Consider the following 26,424-nt stretch of genomic DNA (forward strand, 5'->3'; position numbering starts at 1 on the left):
CCTACTTGCGGAACATTTTGAGCATGCGATGGGTGACGTAGAAGCCCCCGCCGATGTTGATACTGGCAATCAGTACGGCAATAAAAGCCAAAATCCCGACGACAAAGCTTTCCGCCTGGGCAAGATGCAGTATGGCGCCAATCACGATGATGCCGCTGATGGCATTGGTCACACTCATTAGCGGCGTATGCAGTGATGGCGTTACGTTCCAGATCACCTGCCAGCCGATGAAGCAGGACAGCACGAATACGGTGAAGTGGCTCAGGAAGCTTTCCGGCGCGTGGGCGCCAACGCCGTAAAGCGCAAACACCGTGACCGCCAGCAGGGCCACCTTGCCAATAAGGCTCTTTTTCCTGGCGGCTTGTTCAGCGGCTTCCTTCTTTGCCTGGACCTCGGCCGGAGACGGCTCTTCTGTACCCGGCTTGTGCTGAGGCTGGGCTGGTGCCTCCGGCTGGGGCGGTGGCCACGTGATGTCTTTATCGTTCACCACCGTCAGACCACGAATCACCGTGTCTTCCATATCCACCACCGGCTTGCCGTCTTTCTCCGGCGTCAGCTCGGTCATCAGGTGGACCAGGTTGGTGGCGTAGAGATCGCTGGCCACCTTGGCCATGCGGCTGGGCAGGTCGGTGTAACCAATCACGGTAACGCCGTGCTTGGTGGCCACCTTGCCCGGTTCGGTGGCTTCGCAGTTGCCGCCACGCTCTGAGGCCAGGTCGACAATCACGCTGCCCGGCTTCATGGATTTCACCATGGCTTCGGTGATCAGTTTGGGGGCCGGCTTGCCGGGAATCAGCGCGGTGGTGATGATGATATCCACCTCCTTTGCCTGCTCCGCAAACAGCGCCATTTCCGCTTTGATGAACTCGTCGCTCATCTGCTTGGCGTAGCCGCCGGAGCCGCTGCCGTCCTCGTCCGCGAAATCCAGCATCAGGAACTCGGCGCCCATGCTCTCGACCTGTTCCTTTACCTCCAGCCGGGTATCAAAGGCCCTTACTACAGCGCCCATGCTGTTGGCCGCGCCAATCGCCGCCAGACCCGCGACACCGGCACCGATCACCATGATTTTCGCCGGCGGCACCTTGCCCGCCGCGGTGACCTGCCCGGTAAAGAAACGTCCGAAATTATTGGCCGCCTCGATCACCGCCCGGTAGCCGGCAATGTTGGCCATGGCGCTGAGCGCATCCATTTTCTGGGCGCGGCTGATGCGGGGCAGGCTGTCGATGGCAAACGAGGTGATCTTGCGGGCCGCGAGTTTTTCCAGCAGCTCGGCGTTCTGTGCCGGCCAGAGGTAGCTGACCAGGAACGCGCCTTCTTTCATCAGATCCACTTCGTGCTTGCCCAGGGCGGGGTTGTCCATGGGCGCACGCACCTTGAGGATCACGTCCGCCTGCTGCCACAGGGCGGTGGTGTCAGCGGCGATGACGGCGTCCACTTTCTCGTACGCGTCATCGGCGTAGTGCGCGGCTTCGCCGGCGCCGGCCTCCACAACGACCTCGTAACCGAGGCCGATAAGCTTGTGGACCGACGGCGGCGTGGCCGCCACTCTGCGCTCATCCGTGAAAATTTCCTTGGGAATTCCGATTTTCATGATGGGTACAACCTCCGGATTGCCCGATGAACCAAGTCGTTGAATAACCCTATACTAGTTCAAGCTGCCAGATCTGCCCGGAGTTGTTGAAAACACCCCGGCCCGACACTCAAACCCGGGACTGTGCCAGCGATTCCACCTCGGTCTGCGACAGATTATCCAGCATGGCGCCGCGGAACTGGCGGTTGATAAAGCGCTCGGTCTCCCGCTGAATGCTCTCCCGCTGTTCCGGCTTTTCGATGTAATCCATGGCGCGGATCAGAATGTAGCGAATGGTCATGCGGGAAATTTCATGGATGGTCTCCGGCGGCACGGCGCTGACCAGCTGGCGGTCGATGATGTCTTCAGCCATTTCCCGGGCGCTGGCGTTCAACTGCGCTTCCAGCGCCCGCCGCAACAGCGGTGAGGGCCCATGCAGTTCCCGGACGGCGACGGTGGTGGCGGCCGGATTGGACTGGAAATAGCGGTACACAAAAGTCACCGTATCGTGAGACGCCTGCTCCGAACTGGCCGCCATCCGCCGCAACTCCCGCACACCGGATTTCATGTCCTCGGCGATGTACCCCAGAACCTGCAGTCCGAACTCGTCGAGATTCTTGAAATGGCGATAGAAGGTATTGGGATTCAGTCCGGCCTCACGGGCCAGTTCCCGCAGGCCCAGCGAGGTCAGGCTGCGGGTTTCGGTGATCAGGCGCAGGCCCGCCTGCACCAGTTTCAATTTCCCGCCAGTCAAAACGTTCATACAGTTCCCACCCAAGTTTGATGGTTGAGTTGGGCCGTTGGGGCTTCCGAAAATGCTCGTAGCCATGGATGGCGGAGAGCAAGCGTACATAGACGTACTTGCAGCGGTTTTCGGAAGCCCCAACGGCCCGGCTCGACCTGCCCGCGTGGTCCGTGGAGTCGGGACAAACCGTTGTCTCCTTGGGCCAAACGAGGCCTTTCTGAATTCAAAAAGTATACATCTGTCTACTTGGTTGTGTATACATGTGTATACCGTCAATCATCATGGCGAAACAGACAACAACAGGCAAGGCCGAATGGCCAGCGAACAATGAGGTAGGGTTATGAATCAGTCAGCACAGATTGCCATTATCGGTACCGGTTTCTCCGGGCTGGGCATGGGTATCAAACTCAAGGAAGCGGGTTACGACAACTTCGTCATTCTCGAGCAGAGTGACGACATCGGCGGCACCTGGCATGAGAACCACTACCCGGGTTGTGCCTGTGACGTACAATCCGCCCTGTACTCGTTCTCGTTTGAACAGAATCCTGACTGGAGCCGCATGTACGCCCAGCAGAAAGAGATCAAAGCGTATCTCAAGCGCTGTGCCGAAAAGTACGGGCTGACCGAGCACATCAAACTGAACACCCACGTGGCCGGCGCCCGCTTTGACGAGAAAACCCAGAGCTGGACGGTGGAAATCTGCGACAGCCCGAAGCTCTGGGCCTACATGCAGAACAAGGGCCTGAATCCCGGCGACAAGCTGGATCGCAAGGATAAGGAGCTGCCGAAGTTCAGCTCGTTCAAGGCTGACATCGTGGTGTCCGGCATGGGCGGCCTGAGCACCCCCGCGTACCCGAACGTCAAAGGCATCGAGACCTTCACCGGCACTAGCTTCCACTCCCAGGACTGGGACCACAGCTACGACTTCAAAGGCAAGTGGGTGGCGGTGATCGGCACCGGCGCCTCGGCCATTCAGTTCGTGCCGGAAGTGGCCAAAGAAGCTGGCCATCTGGATCTGTACCAGCGCACGCCGCCGTGGATTGTGCCCAAGCCGGACCGCGAGATCCGTCCGCTGGAAAAGCTGATGTTCCGCAAGTTCCCGCAGACCCTCAACGCCTTCCGCCAGAGCATTTACTGGATGCTGGAAGCGCGAGTACTGGGTTTCGTGGGTAACCCGCGCATCCTCAAGATCGGGGAATTGCAGGCCCGTCGCCACATTCGTAACCAGATCAAGGACAAGGAACTCCGCAAGAAAGTAACGCCGGATTTCCACTTCGGCTGCAAGCGGGTGCTGATCTCCAACAACTACTACCCGGCCCTGGCCCAGGACAACGTGGATGTGCTCACCGACGGCATCCGGGAAGTGCGCGGCAATGTGATTGTGGACAACAACGGCAACGAGCGGGAAGTGGACTGCATCATCTACGGCACCGGCTTCAAGGCCCAGGACCCGATTCCCGCTGGTATGGTCTACGGCCGCAACGGCGAGGATCTGCTGGACGCCTGGAAAGACGGCGCGGAAGCCTACAAGGGCAGCGCTATTGCCGGTTTCCCCAACTTCTTCATGCTGATGGGACCGAACACCGGCCTCGGCCACAGCTCCATGGTGTACATGATCGAAAGCCAGATCCAGTACGTGATGGATGCCCTGAAGAAGATGGACAAGCACGGCTGGAAGAGCGTGGAAGTGAAGGAAGACGCGCTCAGCCAGTACAACGCATCCATTCACGCCAAGCTGGGTGAGTCGGTGTGGCAGACCGGGTGCAAGAGCTGGTACGTGAATGAAAATGGCAAGAACACCACCCTGTGGCCGGGCTTCACGTGGCAGTTCCGCCAGCAGACCAAGCGGTTTGATGCGGCGCAGTATGTGTGTGAGCCGGCAGGCGAACTGGCAGGTGACAGCGTCGCTGCCAGCGCCTGAGGAATTCCGGTAGAACGTGAGAAACGTCAGTAAAAAGGGGCCAAGAGGCCCCTTTTTACTGTCTGCAACTGACCGGTAAGCCCAGCGATTAACTCACCAGGGTGCCGCCATCCACAGCCAGGCACTGCCCGGTAATATGCCGCCCGGCCTCGGAGGCTAGCAGTACCGCAGCGCCTTTCAGGTCCTCCTCGCCACCAAAGCGGTTCAACGGAATGCGCTGCAGCATGGTTTCGCCCTGAGCATCCAGCAGGCCCTGAGACATCTTTGACGGGAAGAAGCCCGGGCACAGAGCGTTCACGTTGATGTTGTAGTGGCCCCATTCGGACGCCAGCGCACGAGTGAAGTTCACCATGGCACCTTTGCTGGTGTTGTAGGCGATGGTTTTCATCCCCTCCGGGTTGCCGGACAGGCCCGCGATGGAGGCGATGTTGATCACCTTGCCGGTGTTGCGGGGAATCATGCAGCGCTTGCCGACGGTCTGGGTGAGAAAGAAGCTTGCGTTGACGTTCAGGTTCATCACCTTCATCCAGCCTTCCGCCGGGTAGTCCTCTGCCGGTGCACCCCAGGTGGCGCCCGCGTTGTTGATGAGGATGTCGATGTCCCCCAGCTGTTCGACGACCTGATCCACCACTTTGGGAATGCCTTCCAGATTGCCGAGGTCGGCGGCGATGGTCACCACCGTCACGCCTTGGCTCTCCAGATGTGCCTTGGCCTCATCCAGTTCGTGCTGCTTGCGGGCGCTGATGGCGATTCGCGCGCCCAGCTCGCCGAGGGCTTCGGCCATCTGCAGACCCAGGCCACGGGAGCCGCCGGTGATGAAGGCGACCTTGCCGGTCAGGTCCAGTAACTGTTTTACACTCATCATGCTCTCCTTGAGGGTTCAGGCGGTCTTCGCCAGCAAGCCGTCGCTGACCTGTGCCAGGTGATGATCGGCATCGCCGAACAGCAGGTTGATCAGGGTCAGGCGCTTGAACAGGTGGGCGGCGAACATCTCGTCGGTCACGCCCATACCACCGTGCAATTGTACCCCTTCCTGCCCCACAAACCGTGCAGCCTGGCCCACCAGGGTCTTGGCCATGGAAACGGCTTCACGGCGGCGGGCGCGGTCACCGGAGTCCGCTTCGCTGGCGGCGAGAATGGCCATCGTTCTGGCCTGCTCGGTGTGGATGAACATGTCTGCCATACGATGCTGGAGCGCCTGAAACTTACCGATGGGCACGCCGAACTGCTTGCGGGTCTTGATGTATTCCAGCGTCGCGGCGTTCATGGCTTCCATGGCGCCAACAGCTTCGGCACACAGCGCGGCAATGCCCAGGTCCACCGTTTTCTCGATGATCGGGAAGGCTTCTCCCACGGTGCCAATCAGGTTGTCGGCGCTGACCGCCACCTTGTTGAACCGTATCTCGGCAGTGCGGTGGCCATCGTGGGTGGCAAAGTCATCCACGGTGACACCGTTGGCATGGCGATCCACCAGAAACAGGGACAGCCCGGCTTCCTCGTTGACGTCACCACGGGTGCGCGCGGAAACAATCAGCTGGCTGGCCTGGCCACCGTGCAACACTGCGGTTTTCTGGCCGCTGATCAGGAACCGCTCGCCATCTTTACGGGCGGAGGTCCGCACATGGCTAAGGTTGTAGCGTGCCCCAGGCTCACTATGGGCCAGGGCCAGCAGCCGTTCACCGCTGGCGATGCCGGGCAGGATGTCGGCTTTCTGGGCCTCGTTTCCGGCGTCGCGGATCAGCCCGCCGGCGAGCACCACGGTGGCCAAGTAGGGTTCCACCACCAGGCCGCGGCCGAGATTCTCCATCACCACCAGGGTGTCGATGGCGTTGCCGCCCAGCCCGTCGTAGTCTTCCGGAAAGGTGAACCCGAGCAGGCCCATCTCCGCCAGCGCGGACCAGGTGGCGGCAACGGTACCGTACCCGGAATGGATGATGTTCCCGCGCTTTTCGAAACTGTATTCGTTGGTCACAAAGCGGCGCAGAGAATCGCTCAGCATTTGCTGTTCTTCGGTCAGATCAAAACTCATAAAATTATCTCCAGACTTCGAGGCTGCCGAATGGGTTACAGACCCAGCACGAGTTGCGCGATGATATTGCGCTGGATCTCGTTGGACCCGCCAAAGATCGACAGCTTGCGCATGTTGAAGTAATCGCCGGCGGCGGGGGTGGCATCGATCGAACCGCTGCGCGGGCCGTTGTAGTTCAGTTCCAGCGCGTCCGGAATATGGGCGATGGCATCCTGGCCGGTGGCCTCCATCAGCATTTCAAACAGCTGCTGACCAATCTCGGTACCGCGAATTTTCAGGATCGACGCCTGGGGCCCGGGACCGCGCTTGTCCGTGAGCACCCGCAACACGGTCAGCTCCAGAGCCCGCAGTTCCATATCCAGCTGTGCCAGGCGGTCGCGGAAGCGGGTATTCTCGATCAGCGGCCGCTGGCCATCCTGCTCTTCCCGCGCCGCGGCCTTGAGGCGCTTCATCAACGCCTTCCACTGACCCACGTTGGCCAGGCCGGTGCGCTCATGACCCAGCAGGAACTTGGCGTAGGTCCAGCCCTGGTTTTCTTCGCCGATCAGGTTTTCCGCGGGTACCTTCACGTTGTCGAAGTAGACCTCGTTAATCTCATGCTCACCGTCCAGCATGATGATGGGCCGAACCTCGATGCCCGGGGTGTTCATGTCGATCAACAGGAAGGAGATGCCCTGCTGCGGTTTACCCTCAGTGCTGGTGCGCACCAGGCAGAAAATCCAGTCCGCATGCTGGCCCAGGGTGGTCCAGGTTTTCTGGCCGTTGACCACGTAGTGGTCGCCCTCGAGTTTGGCGGAGGTGCGTAGCGAGGCCAGGTCTGAACCGGCACCGGGCTCGGAATAGCCCTGGCACCACCAGTCTTCACCACTGAGAATGCCCGGCAGGAAGCGCTGTTTCTGCGCGTCATTACCGAACGTCATGATCACCGGCGCGACCATGCGCAGGCCGAAGTCGAGCTGGCGAGGAGCGCCAGCGAGAGCACATTCTTCCTCGAAGAGGATCTGCTCAATCGGGCTCCAGCTGGTGCCGCCGTATTCTTTCGGCCAAGTTGAGGCGCCCCAGCCCTGATCAAACAGGATTTTCTGCCAGCGCTCGGTCATGGCTTTGTCCGGTCGCAGGCGTTTCTGCACTCGTTCGCGGATGTCGTCTGGCAGGTTGTCTGCCAGAAACTGTCGAACTTCGGCGCGGAAGGCCTCTTGTTCCGGGGTGTAATTCAGATCCATGGTGCACCTCTTCTGTTGGTTGAGGTCGTTGGCTCCTTGTTTAGGAGCCGCCTTAGAGTTTGGTATAGCGCGTCTTCAAGCCCGAGAGTGGCGCCGACCAGGTATATCCCCTTTCAAAACACGCTCCTTCGGCACATCCATGTGACGCTTGGGCTCCGCCGTGCACTCAGGCCTCAGGCAACCTCAAACAGACCGGCCGCACCCATACCGGTACCTACGCACATGGTAACAACGACGTATTTAACGCCACGGCGCTTGCCTTCGATCAGGGCGTGGCCGACCAGGCGGGAACCGGTGGTGCCGTAGGGGTGACCGACGGCGATGGCGCCGCCGTTGACGTTCAGGCGGTCCATCGGGATGCCCAGTTTGCGCTGGCAGTACAGAACCTGAACGGCGAAGGCCTCGTTGAGTTCCCACAGGCCGATGTCGTCGACCGTGAGGCCGGCGCGCTTGAGCAGTTTGGGTACCGCGAATACCGGGCCGATGCCCATTTCGTCCGGTTCACAACCGGCCACAGCGAAGCCACGGAAGATACCCAGCGGAGTCGCGCCGCGCTGTTCGGCAATTTTGCTGTCCATCAGCACACAGGCCGAAGCACCGTCGGAGAACTGGCTGGCGTTGCCGGCGGTGACCACGCCGCCTTCCATCGCGGAGCGGATTTTACTGACGCCTTCCAGGTTGGTACCGGGGCGAATGCCTTCGTCCTGGCTGACGGTGACTTCCTGGCTGCTGAGCTGACCGGTGGCCTTGTCGGCAACACCCATGGTGGTCGTGATCGGTACGATTTCGTCGTCGAATTTACCGTCCTGGCGAGCCTGATCAGCCAGGGTCTGGCTGCGGACGCCGTATTCATCCATGTCTTCTTTCTTGATGCCGTAACGCTTGGCCACGGTTTCGGCGGTGTCCAGCATGGACCAGTAAAGCTCTGGCTTGTTCTTTGCCAGCCAGGGTTCCATGAAGTAGTTCTGGTTGACGTTGGCCTGGACGGTGGAGATGGATTCCACGCCGCCGGCGACCATCACCGGCACCCGGTCCACAGCAATGTGGTGCGCCGCCATGGCAATCGCCTGCAGGCCGGAGGAGCAGAAGCGGTTGATGGTTGCGCCCGCCACGGAGACCGGCAGGCCGGCACGGATGGCGCCCATACGGGCGACGTCGTTACCGGTGGAGCCTTCCGGCAGGGCACAGCCCATCAGTACGTCTTCGATTTCGTTGGGGTCGACTTTCGAGCGCTCGACCGCGTGCTGGATGGCGTGGCCCGCGAGGGTCGCACCGTGGGTCATGTTCAGGCCGCCGCGCCAGGATTTGGCCAGGGGCGTGCGGGCGGTGGATACGATGACAACATCATTAGACATAACAATTCTCCTCAGGTCGGGGCTGCGGTCCTTCGATAAGGGATAGGCAGCCCCGGATCAATTCGCGGACCGGTTATTTAGCGTCGAAACCCTTGCCTTCCTCAGCGCGCCTGGCCAGCAGCGCCGCCGGCTCCCAGAAACCTGGCTGGGTGTGGCGGTCTTCGGTAAAGGCCTGCATGGCGCGCACCACGTTGGGCAGCCCGACTTCCTCGGCGTAACGCATGGGGCCGCCGCGGAACACGGGGAAGCCGTAACCGGTCAGGTACACCATGTCGATGTCGGAGGCGCGCTGGGCGATGCCTTCGTCCAGAATCTGGGCGCCTTCGTTGACCAGGGCATAGACACAACGCTCGACGATTTCCTGGTTGCTGATCTTGCGCGGGGTGATGCCCAGCTCGGCGCGGACTTCGTCCACGACCTTGTCTACTTCGGGATCGTGCAGGGCGTTGCGGTTGCCGGGCTCATAGCGGTAGAAACCGGCGCCGGTCTTCTGGCCGTAGCGGCCCATTTCACAGATGCGGTCGGCGACCACCATCTTCACCATGTCCGGGTTTTCCTCGTACTGGCGCTTGCGGATGGCCCAGCCGATGTCCCCGCCGGCGAGGTCGGCCATGCGCAGCGGGCCCATGGCAAAGCCGAACTTCTCGATGGCCTTGTCGATCTGCTGGACGCTGGCGCCTTCTTCCAGCATCAGCAGGGCTTCGCGCTGGTACTGGTTGATCATGCGGTTACCGATAAAGCCGTCGCAAACGCCGGAAACCACGGCGGTCTTGCGGATGGCTTTGGCCAGTTTCATGGCGGTGGCCAGTACGTCCTTGGCGGTCTTCTCGCCACGCACCACTTCCAGCAGCTTCATGATGTTGGCCGGGCTGAAGAAGTGCAGGCCGATGACGTCTTCCGGGCGCCTGGTGAAGCTGGCGATCTTGTTCAGGTCCAGCGTCGAGGTGTTGGAGGCCAGGATGGCGCCAGGCTTGCACACTTCGTCCAGTTTCTCGAACACGGACTGTTTGACACCCATTTCCTCGAACACCGCCTCGATCACCAGGTCGACGTCGCTGAGGTCGTCATAGGTGAGGGAGGGTTTGAGCAGCGCCAATTTGGCTTTGGCCTTGTCTTCACTCATGCGGCCTTTCTTGACCTGGCTTTCGTAGACTTTCTGGATGGCGGCGACACCACGGTCCAGACCTTCCTGCTTCATTTCCACCAGTGTCACCGGGATGCCGGCGTTGAGGAAGTTGATGCTGATGCCGGTACCCATGGTGCCACCACCGATCACGCCCACGTTCTTGATGTCGCGAACCGGTGTGTCAGAGGGCACATCAGCAATCTTGCTGGTCAGGCGCTCGGAGAAAAACGCGTGGCGCAGAGCGCGGGATTCCGGAGTCTGCATCAGGTTAACGAACGCTTCGCGCTCGACTTCCATGCCCTTGTCGAAGGGCAGGGTCACCGCAGCTTTCACGGCCTCGACACACTTCAGCGGCGCCGGGTAGTTCTTGGTCATGGCGCCGACGGTGTTCTTGGTGAACATGAAGAAGCCTTCCGGATTCGGATGTTTGGCTTTCAGGTCACGCACTTTCTTCAGTGGCAGGTTTTCGCTGACGACCTTGGTGGCGTAGGCGATGGCGGCGTCCAGCAGATCGCCGTCGATAATCTCATCGAACAGGGCGCTGCCCTTGAACTGTTTGGCAGGCACAACGCTGCCGGAGACGATCATGTTTACGGCATGCTCGGCCCCGATCACGCGGGGCAAACGCTGGGTACCGCCAGCGCCGGGCAGCAGCCCCAGTTTGACTTCTGGCAGAGCGATCTGCGCGTCCGGTTTGGCAATGCGGTAGTGACAGCCCAGGGCCAGCTCCAGACCGCCGCCCATGCAGGCACCGCTGATGGCCGCGATTACCGGCTTGCGGCTGCTTTCGACATAGTTGATTACGGTGTTCAGGTTGGGCTCGGCGGTGGCTTTGGCGCTGCCGAACTCGCTGATGTCGGCGCCGCCGGAGAAGGCGCGGTCGGAGCCGATCAGTACCACGGCCTGGACGGCATCATCGGCTTCCGCCTGGCGGATGCCGTCAACGATGCCCCGGCGCAGGTCGAAGCCGAGGCCGTTGACCGGTGGGTTGTCGAGGCGAATGACGGCGATGTTGCCGTTCACATCGTAATGGGCAGTACTCATAGGGTAGCTCCCTGTTATTGGCATCGGTTTGAATCGGGGTTGTGCACGGACGCTGTATTGAATTATCCATACACTGGTGTATTGTTTGTCCATACACTAATGTATGTTTCAGGCAGGGTCAACGCTTTCAAACTTGTGGCCGCCGTTGATGTAGAATCCACTCCCAATCGCCAGCAGCAGGACCAGAATCCAATATGACGGACGCCAAACCGCCGAAACGCTCCCGCCGCAAGACGCCGGAGAAGGCGCAACTGACCCGCGACGACTGGCTGGATGCTGCGGCCGGAGAAATTGCGGCCGGCGGCTTCAGTCACCTGCGGGTGCTGACGCTGGCCAAGAAGCTTGGCGTTACCCGCGGCAGTTTCTACTGGCATTTCAGGGATCATGAGGATTTGGTGGTCAGCTTTCTCGACCGCTGGCGAGACCGCCGCCTCCACGAACTTCAGTACTGGAAGCCCAAAGGGGGGGATGTGGAAACCGAGCTGCGGCAGATTCTGGAGCTGCTGCTGACCGATGCCTCCCGCAACATCCGGCGCCTGCAGGTGGAACTGGCGGTGCGGGATTTTGCCCGCCGGAACGATTACGCTGCGGATCTCGTTACCGAGGTGGATGAAGCGCGGATCAGTCAGAACTGTGAACTCTATGAACGGCTCAGCAGCAATCCCCAGCGTATCCGCGACCTGTCCCTGCTGATGTACGTGGCCACCATCGGATCCCAGGTGGTGCTCACGGGCAAGAAGGGCGACGCCGAAACCATCCGCCGGGTGGAAGACCTGATGGCGCGGGTGGCGCTGGGACAGCGTGATGGTGACTAGGGGCCTGGCGTTGCTGCTACTGGTGCTCGGGCTCTGCACCACGGCCGCCGGTGCAACCGGGTCTGCCTGCCTGGACAGCGCCAAAACCGAACTTGAGGCGCTGTACTGCAAAGTGGTCAGTGAAGGGCAGGGCGCGGGGTTGCCCTCGCCCACCGACTTCAAACGCAACGACCCGGCGGTGCAGGCGCTGCTGCTGCGTCGTCCTGCCGCTCGCCCTGGCCTTGACGTGCCGGAGATCGACGGCACGTCGTTGACGCCAGCGCCCGCGCAAGCGAAACCAGAACCAGCCGCTGAGCAACCGGCGGAAAGACCCGATCCGGCCCGCCAACTGAGCGGCTGCCGGCTGGAGGGCCAGCGCATTAACTGCCCGCAGCGCCGTTTTGAACTGGCGATGAATCAGCCCAACAGCAAGCTGGCAAAGGGTGTGCTGGGGCCGGACAATCGTCTCGGTCTTACTCCGTTTGCCGGTAACCGCAGTGACGAGGACGCGGTCAGGCGCTATCTGTCAGACGCGTACGATCGCTACATACCGAAGATGTTGGAGATCGGCCTTGGCGCCAACACCATGAGCTTCACCGCTTTTCATCATGCCTTTCACACCACCGAAGACGCGGGTGTCGACTTTGCCCGGCGTATGGAACAGACCTTCTCCCTGCTCAAACAGGACAAAAAAACCCTCGCGGTCAAAGCCCGCTATCACGACAACCTGCCACAGGATCTGTCCCTGTGTGAGGTGATCAATGCCGACATCATCGTATGCGACGATGTCGGCACCAACTGGCTGTTTGTCGCGCCGTCCCGATAGCCCCCTTACAGGATGCCCGCCGGTTGCCCCAGATCCCGCAATACGGTCTCCATAACCATGGGGCTCCACAGCAGGCGATGATGGCCCAGGCCCTGGGTGCGCAAGAGGGTGGCGTTTTCCCAATTGTGGTAGATGCCTTCACTCTCCTGCGGCGAAATGGAATTGTCGTCGTCATCGATCACGATCAGCCCGCGCTGGGTGAATGACGGTGACAGTGCTTCCAGGTCCAGCTGCTCCCAGACCGAGCGGCCGAAACGCTCCTCCATCAGTCGCAAGTGCACGCCGAGCACCTGCGGGCTCAGCCCCAGTTGCCGGCCGAGACCGCGCATCACCGCGCTCAGGCTGACCGGGGGTGCCAGCATGGCCAGATAGCTCGGCTGCAGGCCGTCAGCGATGGCCCGGGCCACCGCGATACAGCCCATGGAGTGGGCCAGAATGCCGTGAACCTGACCCACACTGGCGGCCACTTTCAGGATCACCTCTGCCATATCGAACAGGTTGGTGCTGTCGCCCTGGGCGCGACCGTGGGCCGGGGCATCGAACAGCACCACGCGATAGCCGGACTCCACCAGCGGGCTCACCCAGGCGCCATATTGTATGCCGGCGCCGGCCCAGCCGTGCACGCCCAGCACCACCGGCCCCTGGCCCCAGGAATACACCGGGATGGTATTGCTGCCGTGATGAAGCTGGGTGTGGCTATCGGCGCAGTCCAGCAGGTACTCGTAGCGCGACGGCATGGGCAGACGGGACGGCTTGAGGGCCATGTGATGCACCAGCCGGCCCGCCTTCTCCGGCGACACCCGGGCATACAACTGCAGTGCCAGCCGGGTGGCTGAAAGCCCGACATGGCGGGCCGGTTGGCGTGCTGGTGGGCGCTGAAAGTTCTCGAAATGAGCGTTCAGTTGTGAGGTCATGGTGAAAGTCCTTCTTCCTGCATTGGTGGATGACAGGTTCAGGTTAGGACTTGCTGGCGGCCAGCAGGAGTGTCATATTTGACATATAAAGTGCGAAAAGAGCCATAACCATGCTTACCATCGCGATCGTTGCGTTCCCCAACTGCCATGCCTCCGGTGTGCACGGCGTGATGGACTTCTTCACCGTGGCCAATTATTGCGGCCGCAGTCCCGCGGGACGCAGCGAGCCCCTGTTCAATTGCCAGGTGGTCACGGTGGATGATCAACCGGTGCGCGGGTACAGCGGTGCGGTGGTCACGCCCACGGCCAAGCGGGAGAGTTTGCATGCGGATCTGATCGTGGTGGGCTCCTCGGTTGAGGCAGCCGTGGGTGAACACCGGCTTGAGCAAACCCTGGCGCCGTCGAGGCCCCTGCACGGCTGGCTGCGGAGCGCGCTGGAACGCGGCGCGGTGCTGGCCAGTGTCTGCACCGGCAGCTTTGTGCTGGCGGAAGCCGGCTTGCTGGACCATCAGGTCGCGACTACCCACTGGCGCGCCGCACCGCTGTTCCGCCGTCGCTATCCGCACCTGCGTCTGGAGGAGGAGCATCTGGTGGTGGATAACGGTCAGGTGATCTGTGCCGGTGGCGCCACCGCGTTCGTGGATTTGTGCGTTTATCTGGTGGAGCGGTTCGCCTCCCCGGCCGTGGCGCTGGCGTGCAGCAAGATGCTGGTGTTGGACGGCCGGCGCACGGAGCAAACACCCTACATGGCGTTCTACAGCCAGAAAGCCCATCAGGATGGGGCCATTCGCAAGGCCCAGGGCTGGCTTGAACAGCACTACGCCGAGGCGCTGACCATCGACGACGTGGCCGCCGTGGCCGGGCTGGGTCCCCGCACTTTCAAGCGGCGCTTCAAGGACGCCACCGGGGAAACGCCCCTCGGCTATCTGCAGCATTTGCGGATCGAGGCGGCCAAACACTTGCTGGAATCCAGCCGTGAACAGACCGCGCGGATTATCTGGAGCGTGGGCTATGAAGACGCCAGCTCGTTCCGACGGCTGTTCAAGCGCACCGCGGGCTGTACCATGGAGCAGTACCGCAAACGGTTCAGTTATGTGTCGCCGGTGGAGGCCCACAGCGTCGCCATCGGCTAGCCCCGGATACGTTCAGTCCCTTACGGCGCCCGGGCACCGCGGCCGCTATGCTGTACCGCTTTGATCTCTGGCCGGATGTTCCGAATGATTGACGTGTTTTTCAGTACCTACATCAGCAGTACCATTCGCTTCCTGTTCCTGCTGGCGCCGTTCTTTGTGGTGACCATGTTCCTGGCTCTGACCCGGGGCTTGCCGGTGTCGGAGAAGAACTCGATTATTCGCCGCTCCACGGTGTCTGCCCTGATTCTCGGGCTGGTGCTGTTCTTTGCCGGCCCGCTGTTGTTCAGCGCCATTGGCATCACCCTGAACTCGTTCCGCATCGGTGCCGGCAGCCTGCTCTTTCTGACCGCCATCAGCCTGGTCACCAGCGGTACCCGCAACCATGCCACCGGTCTGCCGGAAGAGGATCGGGATGACATTGCCGTGGTGCCGCTGGCGATCCCGGTGATGATCGGTCCGGCCACCATCGGTGCGATTCTGGTTTACGGGGCCGAACTCAAGGCGGTGCCGGAGGTGGCTGGCGGGCTGCTCGGTCTGGTGTCCGGGCTGCTGATTCTGGCGATTCTGTTGCGGTTGTCGGGGTATCTGGAGAAAGTGCTCGGCAAAACCGGCCTGAATATCCTGTCCAAGATCAGCGGGTTGATTCTGTCGGCCATGGCCGCTGAAATCGTGCTTACCGGTATTGCGGGTTTTATCGCCTCGACCTAGAGTAACAGTCGGTTTGCTCAACCCCGCCAGGAGGCCGCTATGGCTGCCAATACCATTGAACTGAACCGGCGTCGTCATAATTTTGAGGGCGTGGAGTCGATCTGGCTGTTCGGGTATGGCTCACTGATCTATAAGGTGGATTTCCCCTTTCTGGAGCAGCGCCCGGCATCGATTGATGGCTGGGTCCGGCGGTTCTGGCAGGGCTCACACGACCATCGTGGCACGCCGGAGGCGCCGGGCCGGGTCGTCACACTGATCCAGAAACCCGGTGCTGTCTGCAAGGGTATGGCCTTCCGGGTTTCTCCTGCCGTGTTTGAGCATCTGGACCACCGTGAGAAAAACGGGTATCTGAGATTGAGTGTCGGGTTGACGTTCGATGATGGCAGTCAAAGTGACGGCCTCGTCTACATTGCCACCGAGGACAACGAGGCTTTTCTCGGTGAAGCCGCGGACGTTGATATCGCACGCCAGATTGCCAGAGCCGTCGGTCCGAGTGGGCCCAACTCCGAGTACCTCTTTCGCCTGGCGGACTCGCTCAGAAGGCTGGGCGACGACTGTTCTCACACCTTTGCCATCGAGTCCCACCTGCACGCGACGGTGAAATCCGACACCTGAGCAGCGCAGGGCGCGGGCCTCCGTGATACTCATGTGCTGATCGGGGCGTCCCGCCGCTGAGTGGTGGGGTTGAAGCCCCGAGCCGGCGCCCTGCGCCGGTGCTTCAGCCCGATCATGATCAGGGGCACCACGATCATGATGCTGCCGGCCAGGAAGTACAGGTCGGGCACTTCGCCGAACCAGATCCAGCCGATGCCCACGGCCCAGATCAGCCCGGTGTATTCGGCGCTGGTTACCTGGTTGGCATCCACCTGACGATAGGCCAGCAGTACGGTGATGTTGTACCCCAGGATAAACAGCGCGGATCCCAGGGCGCTGATCAGTATGGTGCTGTCCCAGCTGGCGTCTTCCCACCATGCCAGCGCGCCGGCGGCCGGCAGGATCAGCACGTAGTTCAGAAACAGTTTGTGGACAGTGGATTGCTGTGTCGGCAGCCGCCGTACCATTACCGCGTTGATGGCCAGTGCAAAGGCAGACGCCAGAGCGGCAACGGCGGCCCAGTTGAACTCCATTGGGCGCAGGATCACCACGATGCCGGTGAAGCCGCTGAACACGGCGAATACGCTCAGCGGTGTCAGTTGTTCCCGGAAGATGAAAACGGACAGCACCATCACCAGAATCGGGGCGGCATAGAAGATGGCGTTGGCGGTGGCCAGAGGCAAATGGCCCAGGGCTACCACCATGCACAGGATGCCGGCCAGGTGAATGTGAGCCCGCAGGGTGTGGATTCCGACACCGGCGAACAGGGCCTTGCGGTTCAGTTGTCCGGCCAGTGGCAACAGCAGCAGCAGGGTGATCACGCAGCGCAGGAAAGCAAACTGGAAGATCGGCGCGCCCGGCTCCAGCAGCTTGATGAATACGTCTGAAATCAGTGCCATGGCGTTGCCGACCACCAGCAGGAGAATGGCGCTGTTTACGGTTTTTCCTGACATTTCGTTGACCTCAAACTTGTTACTGCGGTTTTCTAGCAGGTTGGGTAAAGCCCTTCCGAAAACCGCTGTGAATACGTCCGTGTACGCTTGCTCTGCGCCATCCATGGCTCCGAGCATTTTCGGAAGGGCTCTACCCAACCTGCTCCCATACTTCTGTGTTTGTCCCGCACAGCAGTGAGAACTGACCGTGCCGTGTTCCTCGGATCGAGTGGTTGCATTCTAGGGCTGTGCTAATATCCGATAAAATGATCTTTAATCACCAATCATTAGATATTTAGATAATGAAGCTACCCCCACTGAAATCCCTCCCGGTCTTCGAGGCCGTCGCCCGCCTCAACAGCTTCTCGCTGGCGGCGGAAGAGCTGGCGGTCAGCCAGAGCGCTGTCAGTCATCAGATCAAGCAGCTGGAAACCTACCTGGGGGAAACCCTGTTCAATCGCACCGGGCGGTATCTGGCGATGACTGAAGAGGGCCGGCAGTATCTGGAGGCGGTCAGCTCCGCGCTGTTGCAGATCGAGCGGGCCAGTGAGCAGTTGCTGGGGCATGAGGAGTCGCGGTTGCGGCTGTCGGTGTTCAGCTCGTTTGCGGTGCGCTGGCTGGCTCCAAGGCTGCCGGAGCTACAGCGCTCGCATCCGCAGGTGGAGCTGTCACTGGAGATGAGCAGCGAGAATCCGGTGTTGTCGGACCGGGTGGCGGACTGTTTTATTACCATCAAACCGGAGTCGCCGGCCTTCAGTTACGAGCTGCTCTACAAGGAGCGGCTGTTCCCGGTGTGCAGTCCGGATTTCTGGCAGCGAATCCGGCGGGAACTGGCGCTGGATGACGCTTCGGCTGAGGTGGGTTCGGTGTCGTTAACGCCGGAGCAGGTGGCGTTGTTCCCGTTGCTGTCTACCCACAGCATTTACGACAAGCAGGCGGGTGACTGGGAGGCGTGGTATCACGAGGCCGGTCTGGCGTTGCCCGCGTCCAGTCGCTTGCTGCACTCCAGTCACATGCTGCTGTCGCTGGAGGCGGCGCGGTTCCATCAGGGCATTGCCCTCACCAACGATTACATGCTGAGCACGCGGAAGGATTCCGAAGATTTCGTGAAGTTGCCCTGCCATTTCGTGGTCACCGGTGACCGTTTCTATTTTGCCTGGAAAACCAGCCGGCGCCGGGAGCGGGGCATTCAGTTGCTCCGGCGCTGGCTGGTGGCGCAGGCGGTGGAGGGCGGCCTGCGGAGTGTCAGTGAGAGTGACGAGGCGTCTGACGTCACACTCGGCGTCTAGTGCGGCCCAGAGAACGTCTCTGCCTTTCTCCGGAGTTGCACCGGATGTGATCATCAGCATACACAGCACAGGCCAGACTTCAGCGATGTCCAGCTGGCTACCGCCGAAGCGGGAGCGAGGGGGTTAATCCTCGTCCCGCGGCGGGCGCTCCACCACTTTGCGTTTGCCCTTGGCGCAGCGCGACAGGGCTTTCAGGCCGTCGCCCTCGAAGGCGTCCACCCGAATGACGTCGTACAGCGCTTCCAGGGCTTCCAGAAGTTTGTCACATTCGGCTTCCTTGATAATGCCTTTGTCGCAGGCCCAGTCCACCAGCTCCTTGCGCTGGTGCCCCATCAGCAGGGCAATGCCGTCGATCTCGTCCTCATTACGGCTGCGAATGGCTTCGTGCAGGCGATTGCGCATATCCACGGTTTCATTGGCCAGGCGATAGGCGTTGAGGACCCGCCCCAGCGGATCGTCCGGATCTGTGTTGATGTAGGCACCGCGGCTGACCCGCTGGCGTACCGGGGTGTCCTTGACGATGGTATCTGCCACCTGCGCCCCGAGCTTGTCATCGGGACCGTTGAGCCCCGTGGCGCCCAGCGGGAACACCAGCAGCCGCAGGGGCCAGCGCAGGGCCGGTACCGGGAAGTTGATGATGGCATCGCGCATGGCATCCTGCAGGTCCCGCAGGCAGGTTTTCAGGCTCCACTCCACCAGCGGGCGCTGGTCTTCCGGGTAGCCTTCCTCATGCCACTGTTTGATGACCGCGGTGGCGTAGTACAGATGCACCAGGCAGTCCGCCATGCGGCCGGACAAACGCTGGCGCGCTTTCAGGCCGCCACCGACGGTCAGCAGGGTCACGTCGGTCATCAGGGCAAAGGCGGCGGAGAAGCGCGCCAGCTGACGGTAACAGGGCTTGATGTCGCCCTGGCGTGGCACGGTTTCCAGCATGCCCCGGGTCAGCCCCAGCACAAACGCCCTTAGCGCATTGCGGGTGGTGTGCGCGATGTGACGATAGAAAATACCATCGAATTTCCGGACGGCCTTGTCCTGATCTTCCATCCCGGCGGCTTCGATTTCCTCGACGATAAACGGATGGCAGCGAATCGAGCCCTGCCCGAAGATCATCAGGCTGCGGGTGAGGATGTTGGCGCCCTCCACGGTAATGCCGATGGGGACAGCCTGGTAGGCGCGGGCCAGGAAGTTGCGGGGGCCGGTGATCACGCCGCGGCCGGCGACAACGTCCATGGCGTGGTTGATCACCTCGCGCATCAGATCGGTGTTGCGGTATTTCAGCACGGCTGAGGGCACCGCCGGACGCACGCCCCGGTCCAGCATGCCGGCGGTCAGCAAACGTGCGGCATCCATCATGTAGGTGTAGCCGGCGATGGGCTCCAGGGCTTCCTGCACCCCTTCAAACTGGCTGATGGAGCGGCCGAACTGTTCCCGTGTCAAGGCGTAGGAGCCAGTGGCCAGGCTGGCGACTTTACCGGCCCCGGTGCCCAGCGCGGGCAGGGAAACCGAGCGCCCGATCGACAGGCACTCCAGCAGCATGGTCCAGCCCTTGCCGAGCATGTCCTGGCCGCCGATCACCTGGTCCATGGGGATAAACACCTCGGTGCCCCAGGTGGGCCCGTTCATGAACACCGTGTTCATCGGCAGGTGGCGGGCACCGGCGTTCACCCCTTCGGTTTCCCGCGGCACCATGACACAGGTCACGCCAATGTCGTCCTGATCACCCAGCAATTTGTCCGGATCATACACCTTGATGGCCAGACCAATCAGTGTGGCCACCGGTGCCAGGGTGATGTAGCGCTTGTTCCAGGTGACCTTCAGGCCGAGAACTTCTTTGCCTTCCCATTGCCCCTTGCAGACGATGCCTTTGTCAGGGATGGCACCGGCATCGGAGCCGGCCACCGGTGAAGTCAGGGCAAAGCAGGGAATTTCCTCGCCACCGGCCAATCGGGGCAGGTAGTGTTGCTTCTGCTCGTCGGTGCCGTAGTGCATCAGCAGTTCGCCGGGCCCGAGGGAGTTGGGCACCATCACCGTGACGGCGGCAGAGACACTGCGGGTGGAGATCTTCATCACGATCTCCGAGTGGGCGGTGTTGGAGAAGCCAAGGCCGCCGTCCTCCTTGGGGATGACCAGCCCGAAGAAGCCGTTCTCACGGATGAACTTCCAGACCTTGTCCGGCAGATCGTATTCCTCGTGGGTGATTTTCCAGTCGTCCAGCATGGCGCACAGTTTTTCCACCGGGCCGTCGAGAAAGGCCTGTTCCTCGCTGGTCAGGTGGGCGGGTTTGGCGTCCAACAGCTTCGACCACTGCGGCTGTCCGGAGAACAGCTCACCGTCCCAGTCAACGGAGCCGGATTTGAGGGCTTCGGATTCGGTTTCGGAGAGTTTTGGCAGACGGTTGCGAACCCAGCCCAGCAGCGGGCGGCTTAGCTTGTCGAGGCGAAGATCGCCCGGGAACACCAGCAGCAGGGCCAGGGCCAGCAGGCCACCGCCGAACACCAGGCTGAGCAGATGCCAGTCGTCCTGGAAGAAGCCGGCCACGGTGGCAATGGCCATCACGGCTGCCGCCGTTTTCCCGCCAATTCCCAGATAAATTAGCACCAGTGCACTGATCAGAAGGAGCAGAACGCTCATGAACAGACCTCCGTATCGAGAGTGAAATCAATCAGATCTGTCCCTAACCATCGGTCAAAGACTGGTCAGTTGCAAGCGGCCGACACGGATTCTGGCCTGTTTTCCGGGTGTCACACGTAACTGGCGGCAAACACCAGACCGAGCACCACGGGCATCACCACCAGGCTGCCCAGGTTGCTGATCAGCACCAGTGAGGCCACTTTATGGGGTTCCTGCTGGTATTGCTCCGCCACCATGTAGTTCAGCACCGCCGGTGGCAGGGCGGCGAACACCCAGAGCGACGCGATCTGCAGGCCAGGCAGGTCCAGCAGGGCGATCATCGGCCACGCCAGAATCAGTCCCGACGCCGGGCAGGCGATGGCGCCGAGCATGCCCAGTTTCCAGTCCCGGAAATCCACGTCGAGCATGCGCACCCCGAGGGCGAACAGCATCAGTGGAATACAGATACCGCCAAGCATATCCATGGATTCCAGCAGCCAGCCCGGTATCGGCACTCCCGCCAGGTTCACCGTCAGGCCGGCAATACTGGCAAACACAATGGGCAGGCGCAGGCGCTGAATGATCGAGGTGTGGGGGTCCAGCATGTACAGGCCGACGGAGAAATGCAGCAGCATTTCCACGATGAACAGTACGATCGCGGCCGGCAGTGCTGCGTCTCCGAACGCCAGTACCAGGATAGGAATGCCCATGTTACCGGAGTTGTTGAACATCATCGGCGGCAGGAAGGTTTTCAGGTTCAGGTCCAGCACCCGTGCCAGCGGATACAGCAACAGGCCCGATCCGAGCACGACCACGGTGGCGGCCAGCGCCAGGCTGGCATAGTCCTGTAGCGGTGCCTGCTGATCGGCCAGCACAGCAAACACCAGCAGCGGCACAAACAGTTCCATGTTGAGCTTGTTGAGACCCTGGATATCCGGGGTACGGTAGCGACCATACAGCGCGCCACAACCGGCAATAAGAAACACCGGTAACATCGTGGACAGGATCTGACCAATCATTCTCAGGCTCCGAAAGGTTCGCCGCAACACCCGGCGGGCACAAACCGTTAGGTTCGCAAGTATCCACGGTGGTGGGCAAGTGAAACCTGCCCATGTTCGACCAAAGCCCAAGGGGGCATCGGTATCGCAAGGACAGCGGCTTGCAGCGGTCCATGCGGCTGTCACAGAATGAGGGTCGTTTCACACCAACCGGAGTAGATTGTGGCCACCGATTTCGACAACCCCGTCCGCCGTGAACAGACCTGTTCGGTAAAATTCGACGCCCGCAAAGCCGTTTTCGGGCGGGACGACGTGATGCCCCTGTGGGTGGCGGACATGGACTTTGCCGCGCCGGCAGCGGTCAGTCAGGCGCTGGAAGCCCGGGCCCGGCACCCGGTGTATGGCTACACCCTGTTTCCGGACAGCCTCTATCAATCGACGATCGACTGGTTTGCCGATCGCCATGGCTGGGCCATCGAGCGAGAGTGGATTCTGATGGCGCCCGGCGTGGTGCCGTCGCTGCACGCCGCCTGTCTGGCTTTCGCTGGCGCGGGTGAGGGGGTCATTATCCAGCCCCCGGTCTATCCGCCGTTTTTCAGTTCGGTTCGACAGACCGGCCGCACCGTGATTGAGAACCCTTTGCGGGAAACGGAGGGACACTACCACATGGACCTGGCGCACCTGGAAACGTGCGCTTCCCGTGAGGATGCCCGCGTGCTGGTGCTGTGCTCCCCCCATAATCCGGTCGGACGGGTGTGGCGTGAACAGGAGCTGCAGCAGGTTCTGGACATCGCCCGGCGCCATCAGCTGGTGGTGCTGTCCGATGAAATCCATTGTGACCTGGTGTACCCCGACAAGCCCCGACATCACGTACTGGCGCGCCTCGCGGGACCGGACGATGCGCTGATCACCGCGGTCGCTCCCAGCAAAACCTTCAATATGCCGGGCCTCGGGCTGTCGGCACTGGTGGTGCCGGACCCGGCCCGCCGTCAGGCCCTCAAAGCCGTTTTTGATTCGATGCACATGAGCCAGTGCAATCCATTCAGCATTACCGGATTTGAAGCGGGTTACCGACACGGAGCGCCTTGGCTGGAGGAGTTACTGCCGTACCTTCAGGCCAACCGGGACTTCGTCGCAGAGCGCTTGCGCAGCCGCTTACCGGAGATTGCCGTGACCGAGCCGGAGGGCTGCTACCTGCTCTGGCTCGACTGCCGGGCGCTGGCGCTGCCGGATGCGGAACACAAACGCTTTTTCATTGAAGAGGCCGGTATTGGCATGAATCCCGGCATCACCTTCGGTGACGCCGGCCGTGGTTTTATGCGGATGAACATCGGCTGCCCCCGGGCGGTGCTGGCTGAGGCGCTGGAGCGCATGGAGCGGGCGCTTAGCGCAAGGTTCCGTTAACAACGGCCCGACAAGCTGTCAGCAACTTTTACAGTTGGCCTGTTGCCGAATCCCCCGAGTCATCTCAGGTGATTGTTTTCGCACCACTAAGCGTCAAACGGTACGCGGGATGCTTTTGCCATGGAGCAGTATTCATTAACGGAATACGGGGATAACCCAGGGAGGCAAGCATGCCAAAATCGACACTGGCCACGTTGTTGGCTGTGGTTCTGTTTTTACCAACGCTGGCAAGTGCAGCGCTGATATCTGCCAGCTATCAGGTGAATCTGCATGGAGCAGATCCCGGATTGGTGGTGGACTCCACTGATATAGCGGCAAATCCGTTCGCTTTTGAACTGGATGCAGGTGAGAGTGAGTATTTCACTCTTTTCCGGATCTGGACCGATGAGTCGGCGGTAAACGGTGATGATCAGGTCGCGAAAGACATTTCCGTGGACTTCAATTTCACCTCGCCGGACGCGCTGTCAGGTTCTGTCACCGGTGACACGGTTGGCATCAAAGGCGGCTTCTTTGGCAGCTATCAGGCCGGCATGCTGACCTGGGATAGCGCCCTGGATCTGGCCTTCGGCGATGGCGGTCTGATGAGAGTGACTCTCTACGACGCCATGTTCAATGAGGGCTATCTGTGGGGCACTGCAGACGGCTGGAAACACGGCGCCAAGGTGAAGGCGAAAATTGAGCTGATCACCGACGCTGCGTCCGTCCCGGAGCCGGGAACGCTGGCTCTGCTGGGGTTGGGTTTGCTGGGGCTGGGTGTGAGAGCTCGTCGCCGCACCGTCTGATCCCTGTTCTGGAACTGCGCGAAACCCGGGTCACACCCCGGGTTTTGTTGTTTTAGCGGTCGGGAGCTTGCTGCGGTGTGTGGGCGTTCGCTGCCGCTGTTGGTTTGCCCGCAAGGGTGGCCAGATACAACCCGGCAAGAATCAGCAGACCACCCACGATGTGGAAAAGCCCCAGCCGTTCGTCCAGAAACAGGCCGGCCATGACGGAGGCAAATACCGGGGTCAGATACATGAACATGGCGGCCCGCGCCGGTCCGATCCGGTGTACACCGAAGTTCCAGAAGGCATAGGCAAGAATGCCGGGGAAAAACGCGAAATACAGCAGTGGCATGAGGGTGGCCTGGCCGAGCTCAAAGCCGCCTTTGAACACCAGCAACTCGACCAGATAGAACGGCAGAATGATCAGTGTGCCCAGGGCTATCTGGGTGGTCAGAAACGTCAGCGCCGGCAGTGGCACTGCCTGGCGCCGCAGCAGAACCGAGAACAGGCCCCAGCTGGCCACGGCGGCCACCATGATCAGATCACCGGGCTGGGCTTCCAGGTTCAGCAGCACGGAAAACCGGCCGCGGGCGACCACGGTGAGGATACCCAGCACCGCCAGCGCGATCCCCAGCACCTGCACGGGCCGGGTGCGGTCACCGAGCAGCAACCAGGCCAGCAACGCGATAAAAATGGGAATGGTGGCGTTGATCAACGCGATGTTGGTGGCTGTGGTGGTGATGGCGGCGTAGTACAGCAGGGAGTTGAACGCCGCCACGCTGAAGGTAGCCAGTGCCACCATGGACCCCAGATACTGCCGGATGACCCGGCGGTGGCGCAGCATGCCGGGCAGACCGAAAGGCAGCAAAACCGTCAGCGCAATGACCCAGCGCCAGAACGACATGGACAGAGGCGGGATACTCTCAATGGTGCCCTTGGCAACGACGGCGTTACCGGCCCAGAACAGCGGGGTCAGCACCAGGCCCGCGTAGGCCAGCCATAACGACTTTGACGATTGCATGGGTGCCATATGAGTAGTTCGGCTCCTGTTGCGGCGTTCGTGCCCCGGGGTGCGAGCCCGGAACACGTCGGAAGCCGATAGCATACTACTCGCCGGGCACTTCTGCCTCCGTACCAACGTGGTAGGCGGCAAAACCGGCCATCACCACCTGGTCCACCGCCATCCCGATGATGCGCCCGTCACTGATGGCGCGTATCGGATGCTGGGCGTTGGTGATGGGGTCTGCCACATAGCCCAGCACTTCGCCTTCGCTGACCCGGGCGCCAAGATCCACCTCGCTGAACAGAATGCCGCCGTTCGGCACTCGCACCCAGTTGGAGTCGTAGTAGACCGGCTCGGGGTCACCCCAGACAAACATCCGCGAAATCATGCCTTCCTTGTCCAGCAGGCTGGTGAGGCTGTTCACACCGGCATCGATCTGATGCTCCTGGATGCGGTGAGATTCACCGGCTTCCATGGTCACGGTGCGGATGCCGGCGTCGACGGCGGCGGTGCGCAGCATGCCGGACGATCCGGTGCTGTGCACGACCGCCATGCGATCAAAGCCACGGGTGAATGCGGCCACGTCCGGGTTGTTCATGTCCGCGCGAAGTTGCGGCAGGTTGGTCCGTTTCTGGGAACCGGTGTGGATATCCACCAGCATGTCGCATTTGCGAATCACGTTCTCGAACAGCGAGTACGCGATACGATCTGCCAGGCTGCCGTCCGGGCTACCTGGGAAATGGCGATTGAGATCCCGACGATCCGGCAGGTAGCGGGTGGCCTGCTGGAATCCCGGCAGGTTGACGATGGGAATACCGACGACCCGTCCGGACAGTTTTTCCGGATTGAGGTCGTACACCGTGCGGCGCACAATCTCGATACCGTTGAGCTCGTCCCCATGAACGGCGGCGGTCAGGCACAGGGTGGGGCCGGGGTTGACGCCATTGACCACCAGCACGGGGGTGGGCTGGGACAGGCCGGCGATCTGGATATTCGGTGACCAGGACAGCCGGGTCGACGTGCCGGGCCGGACTTCGGAGCCCAGCACCGCAAAGGCGGTGGCCTGCTCCGGTACCGGAGCGTCGGTTGCTTCTGCTGCCTCGCCTGGCGGTTCCGGTACAGTTGCGATGTCTTTGAGATCGATGTCGGGAGCCACCTTGGCCGGCTCGTCTGTGTTGGCGCCTTCCGGCGGTTCGTCCTGTGAGGGGTTTTTGCGTGCCGCCCTGGGTGTCGCCTCCCGCAGCGGCAGAGAATTTTCTACGTCTTCGACGCTTTCATCCTCAGCCAGTTCGGCAACCAGCACCTCCCTGTCGCTGATTTCCTGGTCAGCCAGCGCTGGCTGGGCGGCAGTCAGCGCCGCTGCAGTCAGAGTGCCAGCCAGTAGGGTGTATGACAGGTTGTTGAACCGGTTAAACAGCATAATTCCTCACAGATCGTCAGCCAGT

At 61.3% G+C, this 26,424-nt stretch carries 22 protein-coding genes; 9 read left to right on the forward strand and 13 right to left on the reverse strand.

Annotated elements, in window-relative coordinates:
- Position 1 precedes the first annotated feature (1 nt).
- Both MLC70_RS04600 and MLC70_RS04605 read right to left on the reverse strand, forming a co-directional pair.
- Positions 2 to 1,591 (reverse strand): Re/Si-specific NAD(P)(+) transhydrogenase subunit alpha, encoded by a 1,590-nt coding sequence (locus tag MLC70_RS04600; RefSeq protein WP_248181894.1) that lies wholly within the window; start codon positions 1,589 to 1,591, stop codon positions 2 to 4.
- Between the two features lie 109 nt (positions 1,592 to 1,700).
- On the reverse strand, positions 1,701 to 2,333 hold the full coding sequence (locus tag MLC70_RS04605; RefSeq protein WP_248181895.1) for a TetR family transcriptional regulator: 633 nt from the start codon (positions 2,331 to 2,333) through the stop codon (positions 1,701 to 1,703).
- Positions 2,334 to 2,655: 322 nt separating this feature from the next.
- On the opposite strand from MLC70_RS04605, the gene MLC70_RS04610 reads away from it, so the two are divergent.
- Positions 2,656 to 4,236, forward strand: a complete 1,581-nt coding sequence (locus MLC70_RS04610) for a flavin-containing monooxygenase (RefSeq protein WP_248181896.1) — start codon at positions 2,656 to 2,658, stop codon at positions 4,234 to 4,236.
- 88 nt (positions 4,237 to 4,324) lie between these two features.
- Here MLC70_RS04610 and MLC70_RS04615 read toward each other — a convergent pair whose 3' ends face one another.
- The 5 genes from MLC70_RS04615 to MLC70_RS04635 form a co-directional block, all read right to left on the reverse strand.
- Positions 4,325 to 5,101 carry an SDR family oxidoreductase gene (locus tag MLC70_RS04615; RefSeq protein ID WP_248181897.1) on the reverse strand — a complete coding sequence of 259 codons (777 nt, stop codon included), beginning with the start codon at positions 5,099 to 5,101 and terminating at the stop codon, positions 4,325 to 4,327.
- Between the two features lie 15 nt (positions 5,102 to 5,116).
- Complete coding sequence (locus MLC70_RS04620; RefSeq protein WP_248181898.1) at positions 5,117 to 6,265, reverse strand: acyl-CoA dehydrogenase family protein; 1,149 nt, start codon at positions 6,263 to 6,265, stop codon at positions 5,117 to 5,119.
- A gap of 35 nt (positions 6,266 to 6,300) precedes the next feature.
- A complete protein-coding gene (locus MLC70_RS04625; protein ID WP_248181899.1) occupies positions 6,301 to 7,488 on the reverse strand; it encodes an acyl-CoA dehydrogenase family protein in 1,188 nt (395 codons plus the stop codon).
- A 173-nt stretch (positions 7,489 to 7,661) separates the two neighbouring features.
- Positions 7,662 to 8,843, reverse strand: a complete 1,182-nt coding sequence (locus MLC70_RS04630; RefSeq protein ID WP_248181900.1) for an acetyl-CoA C-acyltransferase — start codon at positions 8,841 to 8,843, stop codon at positions 7,662 to 7,664.
- 73 nt (positions 8,844 to 8,916) lie between these two features.
- The gene (locus MLC70_RS04635; RefSeq protein WP_248181901.1) at positions 8,917 to 11,013 is read right to left on the reverse strand and encodes a 3-hydroxyacyl-CoA dehydrogenase NAD-binding domain-containing protein; all 2,097 of its coding nucleotides are present in this window, start codon (positions 11,011 to 11,013) and stop codon (positions 8,917 to 8,919) included.
- Between the two features lie 194 nt (positions 11,014 to 11,207).
- Here MLC70_RS04635 and MLC70_RS04640 point away from each other — a divergent pair, with 194 nt between their 5' ends.
- On the forward strand, positions 11,208 to 11,828 hold the full coding sequence (locus MLC70_RS04640) for a TetR/AcrR family transcriptional regulator (RefSeq protein WP_248181902.1): 621 nt from the start codon (positions 11,208 to 11,210) through the stop codon (positions 11,826 to 11,828).
- A complete protein-coding gene (locus MLC70_RS04645) occupies positions 11,818 to 12,633 on the forward strand; it encodes a hypothetical protein (RefSeq protein WP_248181903.1) in 816 nt (271 codons plus the stop codon). Before MLC70_RS04640 ends, MLC70_RS04645 begins: the two co-directional genes overlap by 11 nt.
- Positions 12,634 to 12,638: 5 nt before the next feature.
- Here the strand turns inward: MLC70_RS04645 and MLC70_RS04650 are convergent, their stop codons facing one another.
- Positions 12,639 to 13,547, reverse strand: coding sequence for an alpha/beta fold hydrolase (locus MLC70_RS04650; RefSeq protein WP_248181904.1), 909 nt, complete (start codon positions 13,545 to 13,547; stop codon positions 12,639 to 12,641).
- A 110-nt stretch (positions 13,548 to 13,657) separates the two neighbouring features.
- On the opposite strand from MLC70_RS04650, the gene MLC70_RS04655 reads away from it, so the two are divergent.
- The 3 genes from MLC70_RS04655 to MLC70_RS04665 all read left to right on the forward strand — a co-directional run bounded on the left by MLC70_RS04655 (position 13,658) and on the right by MLC70_RS04665 (position 16,003).
- Complete coding sequence (locus MLC70_RS04655; protein ID WP_248181905.1) at positions 13,658 to 14,680, forward strand: GlxA family transcriptional regulator; 1,023 nt, start codon at positions 13,658 to 13,660, stop codon at positions 14,678 to 14,680.
- Positions 14,681 to 14,764: 84 nt separating this feature from the next.
- On the forward strand, positions 14,765 to 15,388 hold the full coding sequence (locus tag MLC70_RS04660; protein ID WP_248181906.1) for a MarC family protein: 624 nt from the start codon (positions 14,765 to 14,767) through the stop codon (positions 15,386 to 15,388).
- 39 nt (positions 15,389 to 15,427) lie between these two features.
- A complete protein-coding gene (locus MLC70_RS04665; RefSeq protein ID WP_248181907.1) occupies positions 15,428 to 16,003 on the forward strand; it encodes a gamma-glutamylcyclotransferase in 576 nt (191 codons plus the stop codon).
- A gap of 29 nt (positions 16,004 to 16,032) precedes the next feature.
- On the opposite strand, the gene MLC70_RS04670 is transcribed toward MLC70_RS04665, so the two are convergent.
- Positions 16,033 to 16,935, reverse strand: a complete 903-nt coding sequence (locus MLC70_RS04670; protein ID WP_248181908.1) for a DMT family transporter — start codon at positions 16,933 to 16,935, stop codon at positions 16,033 to 16,035.
- 281 nt (positions 16,936 to 17,216) lie between these two features.
- Between MLC70_RS04670 and MLC70_RS04675 the strand changes: the two genes are divergently transcribed.
- Positions 17,217 to 18,203 carry a LysR substrate-binding domain-containing protein gene (locus tag MLC70_RS04675; RefSeq protein ID WP_248181909.1) on the forward strand — a complete coding sequence of 329 codons (987 nt, stop codon included), beginning with the start codon at positions 17,217 to 17,219 and terminating at the stop codon, positions 18,201 to 18,203.
- A gap of 123 nt (positions 18,204 to 18,326) precedes the next feature.
- Here MLC70_RS04675 and MLC70_RS04680 read toward each other — a convergent pair whose 3' ends face one another.
- Positions 18,327 to 20,834 carry an acyl-CoA dehydrogenase gene (locus MLC70_RS04680; RefSeq protein WP_248181910.1) on the reverse strand — a complete coding sequence of 836 codons (2,508 nt, stop codon included), beginning with the start codon at positions 20,832 to 20,834 and terminating at the stop codon, positions 18,327 to 18,329.
- Between the two features lie 110 nt (positions 20,835 to 20,944).
- Entirely contained in the window at positions 20,945 to 21,832 is an 888-nt protein-coding gene (locus tag MLC70_RS04685; RefSeq protein WP_248181911.1) for an AEC family transporter, read from the reverse strand.
- Between the two features lie 201 nt (positions 21,833 to 22,033).
- On the opposite strand from MLC70_RS04685, the gene MLC70_RS04690 reads away from it, so the two are divergent.
- Both MLC70_RS04690 and MLC70_RS04695 read left to right on the forward strand, forming a co-directional pair.
- A complete protein-coding gene (locus tag MLC70_RS04690) occupies positions 22,034 to 23,215 on the forward strand; it encodes a MalY/PatB family protein (protein ID WP_427902090.1) in 1,182 nt (393 codons plus the stop codon).
- Between the two features lie 170 nt (positions 23,216 to 23,385).
- Entirely contained in the window at positions 23,386 to 23,997 is a 612-nt protein-coding gene (locus MLC70_RS04695; RefSeq protein WP_248181912.1) for a PEP-CTERM sorting domain-containing protein, read from the forward strand.
- 52 nt (positions 23,998 to 24,049) lie between these two features.
- Here MLC70_RS04695 and MLC70_RS04700 read toward each other — a convergent pair whose 3' ends face one another.
- On the reverse strand, positions 24,050 to 25,006 hold the full coding sequence (locus MLC70_RS04700) for a DMT family transporter (RefSeq protein WP_248181913.1): 957 nt from the start codon (positions 25,004 to 25,006) through the stop codon (positions 24,050 to 24,052).
- A gap of 76 nt (positions 25,007 to 25,082) precedes the next feature.
- Positions 25,083 to 26,399, reverse strand: a complete 1,317-nt coding sequence (locus tag MLC70_RS04705; RefSeq protein ID WP_248181914.1) for a succinylglutamate desuccinylase/aspartoacylase family protein — start codon at positions 26,397 to 26,399, stop codon at positions 25,083 to 25,085.
- Positions 26,400 to 26,424 lie beyond the last annotated feature (25 nt).

It is taken from the genome of Marinobacter goseongensis (assembly GCF_023156235.1).
Lineage (GTDB): Bacteria > Pseudomonadota > Gammaproteobacteria > Pseudomonadales > Oleiphilaceae > Marinobacter > Marinobacter goseongensis.

Excerpts from the sequence above, each read along its gene's own strand:
- MLC70_RS04610 (WP_248181896.1), top strand. The coding sequence starts at position 2,656 with ATGAATCAGTCAGCACAGATTGCCATTATCGGTACCGGTTTCTCCGGG.
- MLC70_RS04605 (WP_248181895.1), bottom strand. The coding sequence starts at position 2,333 with ATGAACGTTTTGACTGGCGGGAAATTGAAACTGGTGCAGGCGGGCCTG.
- MLC70_RS04615 (WP_248181897.1), bottom strand. The coding sequence starts at position 5,101 with ATGATGAGTGTAAAACAGTTACTGGACCTGACCGGCAAGGTCGCCTTC.
- MLC70_RS04700 (WP_248181913.1), bottom strand. The coding sequence starts at position 25,006 with ATGGCACCCATGCAATCGTCAAAGTCGTTATGGCTGGCCTACGCGGGC.
- MLC70_RS04630 (WP_248181900.1), bottom strand. The coding sequence starts at position 8,843 with ATGTCTAATGATGTTGTCATCGTATCCACCGCCCGCACGCCCCTGGCC.
- MLC70_RS04635 (WP_248181901.1), bottom strand. The coding sequence starts at position 11,013 with ATGAGTACTGCCCATTACGATGTGAACGGCAACATCGCCGTCATTCGC.
- MLC70_RS04705 (WP_248181914.1), bottom strand. The coding sequence starts at position 26,399 with ATGCTGTTTAACCGGTTCAACAACCTGTCATACACCCTACTGGCTGGC.
- MLC70_RS04670 (WP_248181908.1), bottom strand. The coding sequence starts at position 16,935 with ATGTCAGGAAAAACCGTAAACAGCGCCATTCTCCTGCTGGTGGTCGGC.
- MLC70_RS04680 (WP_248181910.1), bottom strand. The coding sequence starts at position 20,834 with ATGAGCGTTCTGCTCCTTCTGATCAGTGCACTGGTGCTAATTTATCTG.
- MLC70_RS04665 (WP_248181907.1), top strand. The coding sequence starts at position 15,428 with ATGGCTGCCAATACCATTGAACTGAACCGGCGTCGTCATAATTTTGAG.
- MLC70_RS04640 (WP_248181902.1), top strand. The coding sequence starts at position 11,208 with ATGACGGACGCCAAACCGCCGAAACGCTCCCGCCGCAAGACGCCGGAG.
- MLC70_RS04600 (WP_248181894.1), bottom strand. The coding sequence starts at position 1,591 with ATGAAAATCGGAATTCCCAAGGAAATTTTCACGGATGAGCGCAGAGTG.
- MLC70_RS04625 (WP_248181899.1), bottom strand. The coding sequence starts at position 7,488 with ATGGATCTGAATTACACCCCGGAACAAGAGGCCTTCCGCGCCGAAGTT.
- MLC70_RS04660 (WP_248181906.1), top strand. The coding sequence starts at position 14,765 with ATGATTGACGTGTTTTTCAGTACCTACATCAGCAGTACCATTCGCTTC.
- MLC70_RS04650 (WP_248181904.1), bottom strand. The coding sequence starts at position 13,547 with ATGACCTCACAACTGAACGCTCATTTCGAGAACTTTCAGCGCCCACCA.
- MLC70_RS04685 (WP_248181911.1), bottom strand. The coding sequence starts at position 21,832 with ATGATTGGTCAGATCCTGTCCACGATGTTACCGGTGTTTCTTATTGCC.
- MLC70_RS04645 (WP_248181903.1), top strand. The coding sequence starts at position 11,818 with ATGGTGACTAGGGGCCTGGCGTTGCTGCTACTGGTGCTCGGGCTCTGC.
- MLC70_RS04695 (WP_248181912.1), top strand. The coding sequence starts at position 23,386 with ATGCCAAAATCGACACTGGCCACGTTGTTGGCTGTGGTTCTGTTTTTA.
- MLC70_RS04620 (WP_248181898.1), bottom strand. The coding sequence starts at position 6,265 with ATGAGTTTTGATCTGACCGAAGAACAGCAAATGCTGAGCGATTCTCTG.
- MLC70_RS04675 (WP_248181909.1), top strand. The coding sequence starts at position 17,217 with ATGAAGCTACCCCCACTGAAATCCCTCCCGGTCTTCGAGGCCGTCGCC.
- MLC70_RS04655 (WP_248181905.1), top strand. The coding sequence starts at position 13,658 with ATGCTTACCATCGCGATCGTTGCGTTCCCCAACTGCCATGCCTCCGGT.